The sequence below is a fragment of the Nocardiopsis suaedae genome (genome assembly GCF_027706745.1).
Lineage (GTDB): Bacteria > Actinomycetota > Actinomycetes > Streptosporangiales > Streptosporangiaceae > Nocardiopsis_A > Nocardiopsis_A suaedae.
Window position 1 is genome coordinate 1 of the sequence record NZ_JAQFWP010000066.1, and the last position, 16,821, is coordinate 16,821.

Annotated in this window: 15 protein-coding genes; 9 read left to right on the forward strand and 6 right to left on the reverse strand. The window is 74.6% G+C overall.

Annotation, left to right across the window (positions count from 1 at the left end; genetic code table 11):
* Positions 1-58: 58 nt before the first annotated feature.
* Positions 59-658, reverse strand: a complete 600-nt coding sequence (locus O4U47_RS25500) for a hypothetical protein (protein WP_270680545.1) — start codon at positions 656-658, stop codon at positions 59-61.
* A gap of 204 nt (positions 659-862) precedes the next feature.
* Between O4U47_RS25500 and O4U47_RS25505 the strand changes: the two genes are divergently transcribed.
* The 5 genes from O4U47_RS25505 (at position 863) to O4U47_RS25525 (ending at position 9,035) form a co-directional block, all read left to right on the forward strand.
* A complete protein-coding gene (locus O4U47_RS25505) occupies positions 863-2,812 on the forward strand; it encodes an endonuclease/exonuclease/phosphatase family protein (RefSeq protein WP_270680513.1) in 1,950 nt (649 codons plus the stop codon).
* Between the two features lie 403 nt (positions 2,813-3,215).
* Complete coding sequence (locus O4U47_RS25510; RefSeq protein WP_270680514.1) at positions 3,216-4,997, forward strand: ABC transporter family substrate-binding protein; 1,782 nt, start codon at positions 3,216-3,218, stop codon at positions 4,995-4,997.
* A gap of 24 nt (positions 4,998-5,021) precedes the next feature.
* Positions 5,022-6,032 (forward strand): ABC transporter permease, encoded by a 1,011-nt coding sequence (locus O4U47_RS25515; RefSeq protein ID WP_270680515.1) that lies wholly within the window; start codon positions 5,022-5,024, stop codon positions 6,030-6,032.
* A complete protein-coding gene (locus tag O4U47_RS25520) occupies positions 6,025-6,942 on the forward strand; it encodes an ABC transporter permease (protein ID WP_270680516.1) in 918 nt (305 codons plus the stop codon). The genes O4U47_RS25515 and O4U47_RS25520 overlap by 8 nt, the downstream gene beginning before the upstream one ends.
* A complete protein-coding gene (locus O4U47_RS25525) occupies positions 6,939-9,035 on the forward strand; it encodes an ABC transporter ATP-binding protein (RefSeq protein WP_270680517.1) in 2,097 nt (698 codons plus the stop codon). Before O4U47_RS25520 ends, O4U47_RS25525 begins: the two co-directional genes overlap by 4 nt.
* A 64-nt stretch (positions 9,036-9,099) precedes the next feature.
* On the opposite strand, the gene O4U47_RS25530 is transcribed toward O4U47_RS25525, so the two are convergent.
* From O4U47_RS25530 to O4U47_RS25540, 3 genes are all read right to left on the reverse strand, one after another.
* Complete coding sequence (locus O4U47_RS25530) at positions 9,100-9,519, reverse strand: DoxX family protein (RefSeq protein WP_270680518.1); 420 nt, start codon at positions 9,517-9,519, stop codon at positions 9,100-9,102.
* Positions 9,520-9,644: 125 nt separating this feature from the next.
* Positions 9,645-10,016: a hypothetical protein gene (locus O4U47_RS25535; protein WP_270680519.1), complete on the reverse strand. Its 372-nt coding sequence runs from the start codon at positions 10,014-10,016 to the stop codon at positions 9,645-9,647.
* A gap of 185 nt (positions 10,017-10,201) precedes the next feature.
* On the reverse strand, positions 10,202-11,242 hold the full coding sequence (locus O4U47_RS25540; protein WP_270680520.1) for a threonine ammonia-lyase: 1,041 nt from the start codon (positions 11,240-11,242) through the stop codon (positions 10,202-10,204).
* A 93-nt stretch (positions 11,243-11,335) separates the two neighbouring features.
* Between O4U47_RS25540 and O4U47_RS25545 the strand changes: the two genes are divergently transcribed.
* The 4 genes from O4U47_RS25545 (at position 11,336) to O4U47_RS25560 (ending at position 14,689) form a co-directional block, all read left to right on the forward strand.
* Positions 11,336-12,313 carry a LysR family transcriptional regulator gene (locus O4U47_RS25545; protein WP_270680521.1) on the forward strand — a complete coding sequence of 326 codons (978 nt, stop codon included), beginning with the start codon at positions 11,336-11,338 and terminating at the stop codon, positions 12,311-12,313.
* A gap of 10 nt (positions 12,314-12,323) precedes the next feature.
* Positions 12,324-12,854, forward strand: a complete 531-nt coding sequence (locus O4U47_RS25550) for a GNAT family N-acetyltransferase (RefSeq protein WP_270680522.1) — start codon at positions 12,324-12,326, stop codon at positions 12,852-12,854.
* A gap of 521 nt (positions 12,855-13,375) precedes the next feature.
* Positions 13,376-14,014 (forward strand): hypothetical protein, encoded by a 639-nt coding sequence (locus O4U47_RS25555; RefSeq protein WP_270680523.1) that lies wholly within the window; start codon positions 13,376-13,378, stop codon positions 14,012-14,014.
* 96 nt (positions 14,015-14,110) lie between these two features.
* Positions 14,111-14,689, forward strand: a complete 579-nt coding sequence (locus tag O4U47_RS25560; protein ID WP_270680524.1) for a hypothetical protein — start codon at positions 14,111-14,113, stop codon at positions 14,687-14,689.
* A gap of 44 nt (positions 14,690-14,733) precedes the next feature.
* Here the strand turns inward: O4U47_RS25560 and O4U47_RS25565 are convergent, their stop codons facing one another.
* Entirely contained in the window at positions 14,734-15,795 is a 1,062-nt protein-coding gene (locus O4U47_RS25565) for an oligopeptide/dipeptide ABC transporter ATP-binding protein (protein WP_270680525.1), read from the reverse strand.
* Positions 15,792-16,772, reverse strand: a complete 981-nt coding sequence (locus O4U47_RS25570; protein ID WP_270680546.1) for an ABC transporter ATP-binding protein — start codon at positions 16,770-16,772, stop codon at positions 15,792-15,794. The genes O4U47_RS25565 and O4U47_RS25570 overlap by 4 nt, the downstream gene beginning before the upstream one ends.
* Positions 16,773-16,821 lie beyond the last annotated feature (49 nt).

Here is a 16,821-nt window from a genome sequence, read left to right on the forward strand (position 1 = left end):
ACGCAGCGAGGGGCGTGCCTGGGCGTCGCGCAGTAGGTCGTGATCCGCACAACACCCCCTAGTCCGCCGGGCGCGGCCCGCTGACCAGGTCGAGGAGGCGTGAGAGCCGGTCGCGCAGGCCGCCCCTGCGCCGGTCCTCGGCCTGCCCCGCCGCGCTGGAGACCAGGTGCTGCATGCCCTCGAAGGTGACCGGGTCGCCCGAGGGGCTCAGGCTGACCGCCTCGTGCGCGATGGAGGTGAGCTCGGGGTCGCCCTGGTCGAGGGAGAGCACGGTGGCCCCGGAGCGGCGGGCGTCGTCCACCCGCTCCAGCAGCGGCACCGGCGCCTCGGGGGCCTCGTTGACGACGAACAGGGTGTGCCCGCGCCGGGCGTCCTCCAGCCGTTCCAGGCCGATGCGCAGGTGCGCGGGCGCGCCGGGCGGGGGCTCCCACCGCACGAGGGACGGCGAGAGCTGCGGCAGGTCGGCGTAGCGCGCCTCGTCGTCGAGGTGCGCGGCGAGGTGCCAGGGCTCGTCGTCGGGGGTGCCCAGCAGCATCAGGCCGCCGGGGCTCCGGGTGCGGCGCAGTCCGCGCGCGAGGTCCTCGGCGCGCTCCACCCACGGGGTCGAGGCGAGGAGGTCGCGCAGCAGCGCGACGTGTCGAGCGTCCACGCAGCCCATGGTGCACCACGGGCGCACCCGCGCGCAGCGGTTCGGCGCGTTCACCGTTGATCTCGGAAGAAGCGCCCCTGAATCCGCGTTCGCAGGGCCGCTCTCCCCGGGGTCGGCGAGCGGGGGCCGTTCACCGGGGGGCTTCCGTGCCGTAACGGGCGTCCGGCATGATCGGACGCCCGCTCTTCCCGCGATCCGGAAAGGCCGATCGGAGTGGCCCCCACACCCCGCCTCCCCCTCCCCCGTGCCGTACGCCCGCTGACGGCGGTCGCGCTGTCCACCGCCCTCGCCGCGTCCGGCGGCGCCGCCGCCCTGGCCGACGCGGCGCCGCGCATCCACGAGATCCAGGGCACCACCCGCCTCTCCCCCTTCGACGGGCGCGAGGTCGCGGGCGTCACCGGCACCGTCACCGCCGTGAACGCCTTCGGGTCGGCCCGCGGGTTCTGGTTCCAGGACCCCGAGGGCGACGGCGACCCGCGCACCAGCGAGGCGCTGTTCGTCTTCACCGGCCGCACCACACCCGGCGTCGCCCCGGGCGACACGGTCGCCGTCGGCGGCCGGGTGCAGGAGTACTCCCCCGGCGACGGGCTGCAGACCGTCACCCAGGTCGCCGACGCCTCCTGGGAGGTCACCGGCCGGGCCGAGGTGCCCGCTCCGGTCGCCCTGGAGCCGGGGACCGTGCCGGCCGGGTACGCCCCCGAGGGCGACGACATCAGCGGATACGACCTGGAGCCCGGCACGTTCGCACTGGACTACTGGGAGTCCCGCGAGCACATGGTGGTGCGGGTGGAGGACGCCCGCACCGTCGGCCCGACCGACGACTACAACGGGCTGTGGGTGACCACCGAGCCCGACCGGAACGCCTCGCCCCGGGGCGGCACCGTCTACAGCGGCTACGACGACCCCAACCCCGGGCGGCTGAAGGTCGAGTCGCTCATCCCCTCCTCCGAGCGCCCCTTCCCCCAGGTGAACACGGGCGACGAGCTGGCCGGGCCGACCCAGGGGCCGCTGTACTACACGCGCTTCGGCGGCTACGTGCTGAAGGCGGCCGAGCTGGGCGAGCACGTCGACCACGGCCTGGAGCGCACGGCGGCCGAGCCCGCCGAGGACTGGGAGCTGTCGGCGGCCGCGTACAACGTGGAGAACCTGTCCCCCGAGGACGACCAGGCCAAGTTCGACCGGCTGGGCGAGGGGATCGCCGAAGGGCTGGCCGCCCCCGCGATCGTGTCCCTGGAGGAGGTCCAGGACGACAGCGGCCCAACGGACGACGGCACCGTGTCGGCCGAGCGGACCCTGGAGATGCTCACCGGCGCGGTCGAGGCCGCGGGCGGCCCGTCCTACGAGTGGCGCCTGATCGACCCCGAGGACAAGCGGGACGGCGGGCAGCCGGGCGGCAACATCCGCAACGCACTGCTGTTCGACCCCGAGCGGGTGTCCTTCACCGACCGGCCGGGCGGCGACGCCACCACGCCGGTGGAGGTGGTCGGCGAGGGCGGCGACACGCACCTGAGCGTGTCGCCCGGCCGGATCGCCCCGAAGGACGCCGCCTGGGAGAACAGCCGCAAGCCGCTGGTGGGCGAGTTCTCCTTCGAGGGGCGGCCCGTGTTCGTGGTGACCGACCACTTCGCCTCCAAGGGCGGGGACGAGGCGCTGCACGGCACGGCGCAGCCGCCGGAGCGCTCCTCCGAGGTGCAGCGGCACGCCCAGGCGGAGCTGGTGCGCGGGTTCGTCGACGACCTGCAGGCGGCCGACCCCGACGCCAACGTGCTGGTGGTCGGCGACCTGAACGACTTCTGGTTCTCCGAGACGCTGGGGACGCTCACCGACGGCGGTGCCCTGCACAACCCGATGGAGGACCTTCCGGCCGAGGAGCGCTACACCTACGTCTACGACGGGAATTCGCAGGCGCTCGACCACGTGCTGGTGTCGGGCGCGGTCGCGGACCGGGCGCGGCTGGACATCGTGCGGCTCAACTCCGAGTTCCACGACCAGGTCAGCGACCACGACCCGCAGGTGGTCCGGTTCCGCCCGCTGAGCGGGGACCCGAAGACCGACCGCAAGGAGCACAAGCGCTGGTACGGCGGCCCGGGCAAGGGCCACGGGAACGGTCACGGGCCCGGACATGGACACGGGCACGGGCACGACCGGCCCGGCCGGGGCTGAGCCGGGCGGCCGGAGAGGCCCCCGGGAAGGGGCGGGTGCGAACGCACCCGCCCCTTTTCCATTCTCCATTCCCGCGCACCCCCGTTCTTCCCACGAACACCGCCGGAAACACCCACCCCTCTTCCCGCGGCCCTCCCGGATCCCTCAGACCCCCCGAAAAAGGCGCCCGCCCACGAACGCCGCTTTCGGACGGAAATACGGAACCAGCCCCGCGCCCACCTCCTTGAACACCCGGTCTTCGCCACGAAGGGACGGGCGCGACATTTCGCGAATAATGCGGTTTCAGATTCGTCACAAATCGCACCCACGGTCTTATATCCGCGCCGCCCCCGGTGTTCTGCTGTCGGTGACCCCGCCCGGATCCGGCGCACCGCCCCCGGGTGTACGACCGGCGAGGAGAAGGATGGCGACCGTGCGCAACAGTTCGAGACCCACCGGTCCGGCGGCCGCCCTGGCCGCGCTCGCCCTGGCCGCGACCGCCTGCACCGGCGGCGGTGGCGGCGACGGCGGGACGGGGGGCGGAGGCGTCTGGGAGGACTGCGAGGCCGACCCCAACACCTGCAACTCCGGGGAGCGCGCGGACGGCGGCGAGATCACCTGGGTGGTCAGCGACTTCCCCGGCGCCTGGACCACCGTCTCCCCCGAGGGCGGCAGCGTGTACACCCTGCAGATGCTCTCCGGGATCATGCCCAAGACCGGGCAGTGGGCCCCCGACGGCACGACCTACGAGTTCAACATGGACCTGCTGGCCGAGGAGCCGGAGCTGGTCTCCGAGGACCCGTTCACCTTCTCCTTCACCTTCACCGACAAGGCCGTGTGGGACGACGGCACCCCCATCGGCGCCGACGACTTCATCGCCACCGTCAAGATGTCCACCAGCGACGACGAGGGCTGGTGCGAGGGGTGCCGCTCCCGGCAGCCCGGCATCTACGACGACGTGGAGGAGATGGAGGCCTCCGACGACGGCAAGACCGTCACCGTCACCCTCAAGGAGGGGCGGTCCAACCCCGAGTGGCAGGGGTTCCTCGACGCGCACCAGATCGCGGGCGGCCTGCTCCCCGCCCACCTGGCCGAGGAGCAGGGCTACGACCTGGACGAGCCCGAGGACGTCGGCGCGTACTTCGAGTGGCTGAACGAGACCGTGCCCGAGTACTCCGGCGGCCCCTACAAGATCGTCGAGGGCGACCTGGAGACGCAGGTCATCCTGGAGCCCAACGAGAACTGGTACGGCGAGGTGCAGCCCACCCTGGACACCGTCGTCATCCAGTTCAACGACGCCGAGGACACCTGGGTGCCCGCGCTGACCAACGGCGAGATCGACGGCGGCAGCCCCGCCAAGATCAACGACGACGTGATCGAGCAGCTGCGCGGCATGCCCGAGGTCTCGGTCGACGTGGGCCCCGGCGCGGGCTGGGAGCACATCGACCTGAACACCGAGAACGAGTGGCTGCAGGACGTGGAGCTGCGGCGGGGGATCTTCACCGCCATCGACGCCCAGGAGATCGCCGAGCGCGGGTACGGCACCGCCTTCCCCGACGTCCAGCGCAAGACCAACCACACCTTCCCCGCCGACAGCCCCCACCACGAGGACCTGTTCGCCGACTCCCCGCAGGGCACCGGCGACGTCGAGGAGGCCACCCGCATCCTGGAGGAGGCCGGGTACGAGCTCTCCGACGGCACGCTGAGGCGCGACGGCGAACAGGTGGGCCCGTTCCGGCTGCGCGCCACCGCCGACCAGGTCCGCCAGGACTCGCTGCAGATCATCCAGGCCCAGCTGGAGGAGATCGGGGTGGCCACCGAGATCGAGACCATCGACGACCTCGGCGGGGTGCTGGGCGACCAGGACTACGACATCGTCCAGTTCGGCTGGAGCGGCAGCCCCTGGTTCGTGATCAACCCCGGCCAGCAGTGGCACAGCGGGTCGGGCAGCAACTTCGGCGGGCTGGACTCCGCGGACGTGGACGAGGCGCTGGAGGGCATGGGCACCGCCACCACGCTGGAGGAGGCCGCCGCGGCCGCGAACGAGGCGGGGCGCCAGGTGGTGGAGGAGGCCTACGTGCTGCCGCTGGTCGACGAGCCGCGCTACTCCTTCGTCACCGACGGGTTCACCAACATCCGCGACAACCGCCAGCACAGCCTGCGGGCGACGTACAACATCGGCCAGTGGGGGATGGCGGCGAACTGACGACGGCGTTCCAGGAGCGGAGCCATGCTCGTCTTCGTGATCCGGCGGCTGCTGGTCACCGTGCCGGTGCTGCTCGCCGCCTCCCTGCTGTCCTTCCTGCTCATCGACGTGACCGGCGACCCCCTGGCCGACCTGCTGGTGCAGCAGCCGCCGCCCTCGCAGGAGGTCATCGAGGCCGAGCGGGAGCGGCTGTACATGGACCGGCCGGTGTACGAGCGGTACTGGCTGTGGCTGACCGGGATCGGCGGCAACGGCGACATCGGCCTGCTGCAGGGCGAGTTCGGGCCGTCGGTGCGCGGCCCCGCCTTCGACGTGGGCGCCGAGGTCGCCGCCCGGATGGGCGTCACCCTGCGGCTGGTGGCCGCGGCCGTGCTGCTGGCACTGGGGCTGGCCGTGTTCACCGGCGTGGTCAGCGCCATGCGCCAGTACTCGGCGGTGGACTACACGCTCACCTTCATCGGATTCCTCGCGCTGGCCATGCCCACCTTCTGGCTGGGCGCGCTGATCAAGGAGGCCGGGGTGTGGGCCAACGGGCGGCTCGGCACGACCGTGTTCTACACGATCGGCGACAGCTCGGCCGACACCCGCGGGATGGGCCTGTGGGAGCGGATCGCCGACGCCGGAGGGCACCTGGTGCTGCCGACGCTGGCGCTGATGCTCACCGGGTACGCCGCCTGGAGCCGCTACCAGCGCACCGCCATGCTGGAGGTGCTCAACAGCGACTACGTGCGCCTGGCGCACGCCAAGGGGCTGCCGCGGCGCACGGTGATGCGGCGGCACGCGCTGCGCACCGCGCTCATCCCGCTCACCAGCGTGGCGGCGGTGACCATCGCCGAGATCCTGGCCGGGACGGTGCTCATCGAGACCGTCTTCCAGTGGCGGGGGCTGGGCACCCTGCTGGTGGAGGCCATCCGCACCAGCGACGCCTATGTGCTCATGGGCTGGCTGATGCTGGCCGGGACGCTGGTGGTGCTGGCCAACCTCGCCGCCGACCTGCTGTACGGCGTTCTGGACCCGAGGATCCGCTATGAGTGAGCGCGGCACGGCCCCAGGAGGCGCGGACGGCACCGTCGGCGCGGCGCCCGCGCCGCGCGGGCAGCTCCGCACCGTCGCGGCGCGGTTCTCCCGGCACCGGCCGGCGGTGGCGAGCCTGGCGGTGCTGGCGGCGCTGGCCGCCTTCGCCTTCGCCGGGCCGCTGCTGTGGCAGTGGGACCACACCGTCTCCTCCGACATCCCGAGCAGCGCCGAGCCGAGCGCCGCGCACCCGCTGGGCACCACCAGCGCCGGGAACGACGTGCTGGGCCAGCTCATGCGCGGGATGCAGCAGACGCTCAAGGTGGCCTTCAGCGTCACGGTGCTGGCCACCGTGCTGGGGTCGGTGTGGGGGGCGGTGGCCGGGTACTTCCGCGGGTGGGTCGACGCGGTGATGATGCGCCTGGTGGACGTGCTGCTCATCGTGCCGCTGCTGGTGGTCGTGGCGGCGGTCGGCGGGAACGTGCGCGGCGGCACCACCTGGTACGGGGTGGCGCTGGTGATCGCCGCGTTCTCCTGGACGCCGATCTCCCGGGTGGTGCGCGGGGTGGTGCTGTCGCTGCGCGAGCAGGAGTTCGTGGAGGCGGCGCGGGCGGCGGGCGCCTCGCACGCCCGCATCATCCTGCGCCACCTGCTGCCCAACGCCGCCGGGCCGATCATCGTGGCGGCGACCCTGCTGATCGCGGTCGCGATCCTGGTGGAGGCGGCGATGTCGTTCCTCGGGTTCGGCATCCAGGCGCCCGACGTGAGCCTGGGGCTGATGGTGCAGCACGCCAAGACGGCGGCGTTCACCCGGCCGTGGCTCTTCTACCCGCCGGGCCTGACGATCGTGCTGATCGCCCTGGTCATCAACTTCATCGGGGACGGGCTGCGGGACGCCCTGGACCCCCGGCAGACGATGGTGCGCCGATGACGTCGGAGGAAGCGGTGGCCGGAGCGGTGGAGCAGGCGCAGGACGTCCTGCGGATCGAGGACCTGCGCGTGTCCTTCCCGACCGAGGACGGCCGGGTGCGGGCGGTGCGGGGGCTGAGCCTCGGGCTGCGGCCCGGGGAGGCGCTGGGCGTGGTCGGCGAGTCGGGGTCGGGCAAGTCGGTGGCGTCCCTGGCGGTCATGGGGCTGCTTCCGCGCGGGGCCCAGGTGAGCGGTTCGGCGCGGGTGGTGGGGCGGGAGGTGCTGCACCTGCCCGACGAGGAGCTGAGCCGGGTGCGCGGGGACCGCATCGCCATGGTCTTCCAGGACCCGCTGACCTCGCTCAACCCGGTGTACACGGTGGGGCGGCAGATCGCCGAGGCGGTGCGCGCGCACCGGGCCGTCGGCGAGCCGGAGGCCCGGACGCGGGCGGTGGAGCTGCTGGCGGAGGTGGGCATCCCCCGGCCGGAGGAGCGGGTGCGCAGCTACCCGCACGAGCTGTCGGGGGGCATGCGCCAGCGGGTGGTGATCGCGATCGCCATGGCCAACGAGCCGGACGTGATCATCGCCGACGAGCCCACCACCGCGCTGGACGTGACGGTGCAGGCGCAGGTGCTGGAGGCGCTGGAGGCGGCGCGGCGGCGCACCGGGGCGGCGCTCGTGCTGATCACCCACGACCTGGGGGTGGTGGCCGGGCACGTGGACCGGGTGGCGGTGATGTACGCCGGGCGGCTGGTGGAGCGGGGGCCGGTGGAGGAGGTGTTCGAGCGCCCGCGGATGCCGTACACGCTGGGGCTGCTGGGCAGCCAGCCGCGCCTGGACGCGGGGCGGGGCCTGCGGCTGGCGCCGATCGCCGGGGCGCCGCCGACGCTGCTCGCCCCGCCGCCGGGGTGCCCGTTCGCGCCGCGCTGCCCGATGGCCGAGGCCCGGTGCACCGAGGAGGAGCCGCCCCTGCGCGAGGTGGACGGCGGGCACCTGGCCGCCTGCCACTTCGCCGAGCGGCTGGAGGGGCGCACCCCGCAGGAGGTGTTCGCCCGCGCCGGGGATCCCGGGGAGCGCGCCCCCGCCCCCTCCCCCGCGCCGGGCACCCCCCTGCTCCGCGCGGAAGGGCTGGTCAAGCACTTCCCAGTGCGGTCGAAGGGGGTGGTGCGGCGGCGGATCGGCGACGTGCACGCGGTGTGCGGGGTGTCGCTGGAGCTGCGGGAGCACGAGACGCTGGCGCTGGTCGGCGAGTCGGGCTGCGGGAAGTCGACCACGGCGCGGCTGCTGCTGCGGCTGCTGGTCCCGGACGCGGGCCGGGTGGAGTTCGAGGGCGCCGACATCTCCGCGCTGCCCCGGGCCGAGCTGCGCCGGCTGCGCCAGGACATGCAGATCGTGTTCCAGGACCCGTTCGCGTCGCTGGACCCGCGCATGACGGTCGCCGAGATCGTGGCGGAGCCGCTGCGCATCCACGGCCTGTACCGGGAGCGCGGGGGCGCGGCCGATGTGGAGCGCCTGCTGAGGACGGTGGGGCTGGGCCCCGAGCACGGGGCGCGGTACCCGCACGAGTTCTCGGGCGGGCAGCGCCAGCGGATCGGGGTCGCCCGCGCGCTGGCGCTGCGGCCGCGCACGCTCATCCTGGACGAGCCGGTGTCGGCCCTGGACGTGTCGATCCAGGCGGGCATCATCAACCTGCTGGAGGACCTGCAGGAGGAGTACGGGCTGGCGTACCTGTTCGTGGCGCACGACCTGTCGGTGGTGCGGCACATCGCCGACCGGGTGGCGGTGATGTACCTGGGCAAGGTGGTGGAGACGGGGGCGGCCGACCGGGTGTTCGCGTCGGCGGCGCACCCGTACACGCAGACGCTGGTGTCGGCGATCCCGCTGCCGGACCCGCGCAAGGAGCGGCGGCGGCAGCGGATCCTGGTAGAGGGGGACGTGCCGAGCCCGTCGGCGCCGCCGTCGGGGTGCCGCTTCCGGACGAGGTGCCCGAAGTTCGCCGCGGAACTGAGCGAAGGGGAGCGCACCCGGTGCGTGGAGGAGGAGCCGCCGCTGGCGGCGAGGGCGCCGGACCACCTGACCGCCTGCCACTACGCCGAGGAGCGGTCGCTGATGTGAGGGCCGGCGTGAACGTCGTGCGAGGCGTCCGGCCAGGGCCCCGGGTCCACCGGCCCCGAGGCGGTCACCCGGTACCGCCCGCGGCGAGGCCCAGCACCAGGGCGGCCGCGGCGATGGCGAGGAACACGATCCCGCCGGCGATGTCGCGGGACCCCACCCGCAGGTGGGCGGTGATCGCACCGATGAAGTAGAGCACGAGTCCGGACGCGGCCAGGGTCCCCAGGAGCGGCACGGCGAACCCGGCCAGCAGCCCCACGGCGCCCGCCGCGAGGAGCAGGCCCAGCACCGGCACCCACGTCCGGGGGACGCCCTTCATGTCCGCCTGGGTCTTGGGGTAGTCGTGGCCGATCAGGTAGACGGCGGCGGCGGCGCCGTTGAAGAGCGCTCCGAGGACGGTGACGGTGGTGTAGGCGGCGAACACGGCTTCTCCGTTTCCGTGGGGGACGGCGGTGCCGGGCACCCCGTCGCGGGATGCCGTCCCCATGAACGACGCTCCGTCCGCGCGTTCTGTGACATCGGTCGGGGCCGGGCGCGCAGGAGGCCCTGCCGCCCGCCGCTCCTCGGCCGTGCCTCAGCGCGGTCCGAGCCGCCCCGTCCGGATGCGGGGTCTCAGTGGGTGTTCGGCTGCGCGCTCCGGGCGCCGCGGGCGTTGATCTCGGCGTCGACCTCGGCCAGGAGGTCGGAGATGGCGCGGATCGCCTCACGGCTCTTGGCCGGGTCGGCCTCCCGGGCCAGGCTGGCCTCCAGGCGGCGCAGCCGCTCGCTGCGCTCGGGGAACCGGTGCAGGGCCGCGAACTGCGACCACTTGGCGGCGAAGACCCGCATCGGCTGCATGCCCGGCGAGGCGCGCTGGTCGGCCTCGGCTCGGGACAGGTCCCGCTGGAACTCCCCCAGCCGCTGGGGCGCGAGTACGGACACCGCCTCCCGCAATGCCTCGGGGGTCGAATCCGGCTGCGGGATGATGGGGGTGTCGGCCGGCACAGGCGCTCCCTTGTGATCGATCACCGATGGTCGGTCAGGGCCCGGCGCGCGCCGGGCCGACATCGCTCCGGGCGCGACCGTCCTCTATTCTCCGTTCGCCCCATCGAATCATGCGATGGACCGATTCGGGCGCCTGAGCGGAGAACGGTCCGGTGAACATGGGCCCGCGGCCCCGGCCCGGCGCCTCACCCGGGGGCGGTGCAGCGGCGCAGTTCCTCCGGGCTCGCGTTGCCCCCGGTGCACACGACGGCGATGCGGCCTCCCCGGAAGCGGTCGCCGACCGCGCGGGCGCCCGCCAAGGCGGCCGCGCCCGCCCCCTCGGCGACCGTCCTGGCCTCGGACATCGCCCACCACTGGGCGCGGCGGATGTCCTCGTCGCCGACGAGCACGAAATCGTCGAGCAGGTCGCGGAGCACCGACTGCGGGAGCGCGAACCCGCGCCCGGTCGCCAGCCCTTCGGCGCGGGTGCGGTTCGGGCGGGACGTGCAGGCGCCCGCGCGCCAGGAGTCGTGCGCCGCCGGGGAGGCGTCGGACTGCACGCCGATGATCCGGCACCCCGGTGCCACCGCGCGGGCGGCGATGCAGGCGCCCGCGGCGCCGCTGCCCCCGCCCACCGGGACGAGGACCGCGTCCAGGTCGGGCGCCTCCTCGAAGAGCTCCAGGTAGGCCGTGGCGACGCCGGCGACGAGGTCCGGCTCGTCGCCGGGGCTGACCAGGCGGGCGCCCCGGTCGGCGGCGAGGGCCTCGGCCCGGACCCGCGCCCCGTCCAGGTCGCTCCCGGCCTCGACCAGTTCGGCGCCGAGGGCGCGGACGGCCTCGGCCTTGACCGGGTTGGGGTCCTCCGGGACGACGATGGTGCAGGGGGCGCCGGTGGCGCGGGCGGCGTAGGCGATCGACTGGGCGTGGTTGCCGGTGGAGTAGGTGACCACGCCGCGGGACCGCTCCCCCGGGGTCATCCGGGAGAGCAGGACGAGGCCGCCGCGGACCTTGAAGGCGCCGGTCGGCTGGAGGTTCTCGTGCTTGACGAGCACCCGCGCCCCCAGGCGGCGGTCGAGCGCGGGGTAGGAGCGCAGCGGGGTGGGGTCGAGGAGGCCGCGGAGGAGCCGCCGGGCGCGGAGGACGCCGGTGATGCCGGGGGCGGAGGCGCCGGCGGCGGGCCCGGTGGCGGGGCCCTCGGCGGCCGTCCGCGGGGCGTCGGATTCGGTGGCTGCGTGCGCACTGGTCATGCCCTCCATCCTTGGCCGGGCCGTCCCATAGGACAAATGCCGGTTCCGAGTGGATCCATAGGGGGCGTCTATGGCACCCGGTACCGTGGGGGCGTGTTCGACGAGACCCGGCTGCGCGTCTTCGCCGCGATCGCCCGCGAGGGGTCGGTGACCGGCGCTGCGGCGGCGCTGCACTACGCCCAGCCCTCGGTCAGCCACCACCTGGCCCGCTTGGAGGCCGAGGCGGGGGTGGCGCTGGTGCGGCGCAGCGGGCGCGGCATCCGGCTCACCGACGCGGGAACCGCGCTGGCCGCCCGCGCCGAGGAGATCCTGGGCCGCATCGACCAGGCCCGCGCCGAGCTGGCCGCGCACGCCGGACTGACCCGGGGCCGGGTGCGGCTGCCCGCCTTCCCCTCCGCGCTGGCGGTCCTGGTGCCGCAGGCGGCGGCGCGGTTCGGCGATCGTCACCCCGGGGTGGAGGCGGCCCTGGTGGAGGCCGAGCCGCCGGAGGCGCTGGCCGCGGTGCGCCGGGGCGAGGCCGACGCGGCGGTCGTCTTCCGCCACGAGGACGAGCCGCCGCCGGAGGGGTTCCACGCGGTGCCCCTGCTGGAGGACCCGATCCACCTGGTCGTCCCGGCGGCCGACCGGGACGCGGACGGGCCGCGCACCGGCGCGCGCCCCGCGCGCCTGCGGGACCACGCGGACCGCCGGTGGATCACCGGGTGCGAGCGCTGCCGGGCCCAGCTCCTCCGGGCGTGCGCCGCCGAGGGCTTCGAGCCGGAGGTCGCCTACGCCACCGACGACTATGTGGCGGTGCAGGCGCTGGTGGCGGCGGGCCTGGGCGTGAGCACCCTGCCGGAGCTGGCCCTGCGCGCGCACCACGGGGACGGCCTGCACACCGAGCCGACGGGCCGGGTGCGCCTGGTGGAGGCGGTGACCTTCGGCGCGCCCCCGCTCCCGGCACCGGTGGAGGCGTTCCTGGAGGTGCTGTCGGAGGTCGCGGAGGCGATGGGGGGCCGCGCCTCCGGGAGGCGGCGGCACGGCCGGTCCTCCCCCGGCGCCGCCGCCACGGGCACCGTCCGAGGCATGTGATCCTTCACCGATGGACACTCCGGTACCCCCTGGCACCTCAGCCCCCGTCGTCACCGTCGAACCGGTGGGGGACGAGGCCCGTGCCCTCATCGAGCGGCTCGGGCAGTTCGAGCGGCATGACATGTCCGAGTTCCGCGGGGCCGTCCCCGATGAGGAGGGCGTCTTCCCCTTCCCGCGCCTCCCCCTCTTCTTCGACGACCCGGATCGTGAGGTGCTCCTGATCCGGACGGACGGCGCGGTCGCCGGGTTCGCCCTCACCCGGCCCCTCTCCGACGGGTCCACGTCCATCGGGTCCTTCTTCGTCCTGCGGGGCCTACGGCGCGGCGGGGTCGGCATACGGGCGGCGCTCGCCCTCCTGCGCCTGCGGCCGGGGCGCTGGTCGATCGCCTTCCAGGAGGACAACCCCGGCGCCGCCCGCTTCTGGCGGCGCGTCGCCGACGCGGCGGCCGGAGACCACTGGCGCGAGGAGCGCCGCGAGGTCCCCGGCCGCCCCGAGCTGCCACCGGACACCTGGATCCTGTTGGCCACGGAAGACGACTAGGGCGTGTTTCTCGGATCATTTTCGGCTCGCGGCCACGCCCCTACTGCGCCGCTTCGCGATTATCGCGCAGCGGGGGCCCGAACGACGCTCGCTGATCGAAAAGCCTCCAAGAAACACCCCCTAGACCGGGACGGCCCAGGCGGCCCCAGGCGCCCCCGGCGACCCCGGCGGGGCGGAATTCGCGTCCGCATCCGGCCACCGAGGCGGCGGGTCCGATTCACGGCGCCCCGACCAACGTGCGGGCATTCACGAAAAAGGCCCCCATCGCCGCCTTCCACTCAATTCACATTCCTTTCTAAAGGAGAGATATTGAACCTCCAGGTCGACACGGATACCGTCACGACCTGGAACAACGCACCCAAAAAACACTGATCACCCTTCTTTTCCCTGGAAAGGCGCCTAGGTCTCCACAGCTCCGCAGGACCCTCTTAGGGTCGGTCGGCGTGGACCGGAGCACCCCTTCTCCGATTCACACGACCGAAGAGACGCGATTCACTCGGAGACCGAGAAGAGGATCCCCGATGCCCTCACCGAAATCCCCCGCTTCCAGGTCCGCCGTCGCGGTCACCCTGTCCGGGGCGTGCCTGGCCCTCGCGGCCGCCGCGCCGGCCTCGGCCTCGCCCGCCCCCTCCGCCCCCGACGCGGACCTGCCCGCCGGCGTCCCGGACAAGGTCGTCCAGGTCCCCATGGAGGCGGCGAACATCGTCTCGGCCGAGCCGGCCGCCGACGGCGAGGGGGCCACGGCCCGGCTGGACAACGGGCAGAGCATCGAGCTGTCCGAAGAGGCCTACGACCGCTGGACGGAGAACAAGGACGAGGTCGACACCAAGGACCTGGTCGTCGGCGACTGCGGCTACTCCTTCCTGTGGCTGTTCAGCACCGGCAACCAGGGCTACATGGTCTGGACCGGGTTCCACGTGAACGAGAACGCCTGGTTCTACGGCTGGGAGTCGGCCGTGATCGGCGCCGGAGAGACCCGGTACGAGCAGACCTTCGAAGACGGAGGGGTCCTGGACTCCCAGGACTGGAGCCAGGACTATTACGGCATGGTCCCGGCCACCGACCTCTACGACGGGATGGTCGACAACGGCTGGGCCTTCCTGTCGAACTTCCAGGTCTGCACGGCCCTCGGGCCCAACGACACCCAGTGGATCCAGTGACCGGCCGGGCCTCCTGCCGCTCCCCGCGGCCGGAGGCCCCCCGGCGGGCGCCCGCCCGCCGCCCCTGACCGCCCCGACGGAAGCGACCGTGACGCCATGCGGATACGCCCCTCCTCAGCCGAGATCGCCCTCGACGCCCCGTGGAGCCTGAACTGGCTGTGGTTCGCCGAGCCGGACCGCGGCGGCACCGACTTCACACCCGAGCCCCGCGGCCGGAGCGCCCTGCCCCGGGCCGGGGAGGCCGTCCATGAGGAGTGGCGCGCATGGCGGAGGGACCTGTGGCGGGAGGCCGCCCGCGGCGGCCTCCCGCACGGGCCTACCGGCTGTGATCCGCCGCACTTCTCCTCACTCGGCGGCGCCGGCCCGCTCGCCGCGCACCTGCGCGGGGCCTGGCCGCCCTTCCAGGCCTGGTGGGACGGCGGCGCCAAGCGGGCGCTGGCCGACCTGCTGATGGAGCCGGGGGTCCGCGGCACCGCCGCCGACGCCCGCCGCGCGCTTCCCGACGGCCACCGCCTGACCGTGCACGCCGTCGCCCTCGCCGACGCCCAGACCCTGGCCGAGCGGCGCACCGAGGGCGAACTGCACGCCGCCGTGTCCGCCGGACTGCTCCGCGACGCCGACGGCTTCCGCACCTGGCTCATGCGCACGGCCGAGTCGGTCGGCGGGGCCCACTGACACCGGGCACCTCTGACGCCGGGCACCGGGCGCGGCCCCGCCGCTCAGTCCCCGGTGCGCCCCAGCGCCGCGTAGTGGCAGGCCACCCGCGCCGGGCCGCTGCCGGAGAGCACCCCCGGGTCCTGCGTCCTGCAGGCGTCGGCCACCCCCGCGCGTTCGGCCTCGCCCGAGGCCAGCACGGGGCACCGGGCGTGGAACCGGCACCCGCCCGGGATCCTGGTCGGGTCCGGCGGCTCGCCCGCCAGGACCTGGGGCTCCTCGGCGCCGGACTCCGGCAGCACCGACATCAGCGCCTGCGTGTAGGGGTGGCGCGGCGCGGCCAGCACCTCCTCCACCGGGCCCGCCTCGACCACCCGGCCCAGGTACATCACCGCCACCCGGTCGGCGATGTTCCACGCCATGCCCAGGTCGTGCGTGACCACCAGCGCCGACAGCCCCAGGTCCGCGCGCAGGTCCAGCAGCAGCCGCAGGATCTCCCCGCGCACCGACGCGTCCAGGGAGGCCACCGGCTCGTCGGCCACCAGCGCCTCCGGCTCCAGCACCAGCGCCCCGGCGATCACCACCCGCTGGCGCTGCCCCCCGGACAGCTCGTGCGGGTAGCGCAGGTAGAACCGCTCCGGCGGGCGGAGCCCGGCGCGGGACAGCGCGCCGGCCACCCGGCGCTCCTCGTCGGCGGTCGCCCCCTCGTGGATGCGCAGCCCCTCGGCGACCGCGTCGTAGACCGTGTGCCGGGGGTTGAGCGATCCCGCCGGGTCCTGCTGCACGAGCTGCACCCGGTGCCGGTAGCGCTTGAGCGCCCGCGCGCCGTAGGCCAGCGGCCGCCCCTCGAACAGCACCCGCCCGGCGGTGGGCCGCTCCAGCCCGAGCAGGGTGCGCGCCAGCGTGGTCTTGCCGCACCCGGACTCGCCGACCAGCGCCAGCACCTCCCCGGCGTGCAGGTCCAGGTCGACCCCGTCGACCGCGCGGGCGGTGCCCCGCCCGCCGCGGCCGGTGAACTCCACGCTCAGCCCGGACGCGCTGAGCAGCGGCTCCCCCTCCGGGCGGGCGTCCCCCGACGCGCCTTGCGGGCCGTCCTGCGGGCCGCTCTTCTGCAGTTCGGCGGTCATACGGCCTCCTCCAGCACCTTGACGCAGGCGGCGCGGCGGCCGCCGTCCCCGGCCGACCACAGGTCCGGGTCGGTGCTGGAGCACCGCTCCTCGGCCACCGCGCAGCGCGGCCGGAAGGAGCAGCCCTCGGGCAGTGCCGCCGGGTCGGGCGGGTCCCCGGGCAGCCCGCGCGGCGCCATCCGCGACTCCGGGTCGCCCACGCGGGGGAAGGCCGCGCTGAGGGCCGCCGCGTACGGGTGGCGGGCGGCGGCGACCACCTCGGCGGCGGGCCCCTCCTCGACCACCCGCCCGGCGTACATCACCGCCAGCCGGTCGCAGGTGTCGGCCAGCACCGACAGGTCGTGGCTGATCATCAGCAGACCGATGCCGCTGCCGGCCACCAGGTCGTCGATGAGCCGCAGGATCTGCGCCTGCACCATCACGTCCAGGGCGGTGGTGGGCTCGTCGGCGATGATCAGCCGGGGCTCGCAGGCCAGCGCCATCGCGATCATCACCCGCTGGCGCTGCCCGCCGGACAGCTCGTGCGGGTAGGAGCGGGCCCGCCAGCGCGGCAGCCCCACGTCCTCCAGCAGCTCGCCGACCCGCGCCTGCGCCCCGCCGGGCGGGACGGTGCCGTGCAGCAGCATGGGCTCGGCGACCTGGTCGCCGACGCGGCGCACCGCGTTCAGCGCGTGCATGGCCCCTTGGAACACGATGGAGGCGCCCGCCCAGCGCACGGCCCGCAGCCGCCCCCAGCGCATGGCCGAGACGTCCTCGCCGTCCAGCAGCACCGAGCCGCCGACCCGAGCCGACTTGGGCAGCAGGCGCAGAAGGGCGAGGGCGATGGTGGACTTGCCGCACCCCGACTCCCCCGCCACGCCCAGCTTGCTGCCGGCCTCCAGGGTGAACGACACCCCGCGCACGGCGGGCACCCGGCCTCCGGCGGTGCGGTAGTCCACCCGGAGGCCGTCGACCCGCAGCAGCGGGGCCGGGCCCACCGCCCGCCCCTCATCGGCCTGCGCCCCGTCGGGCGTCCGCGCCCCGTCG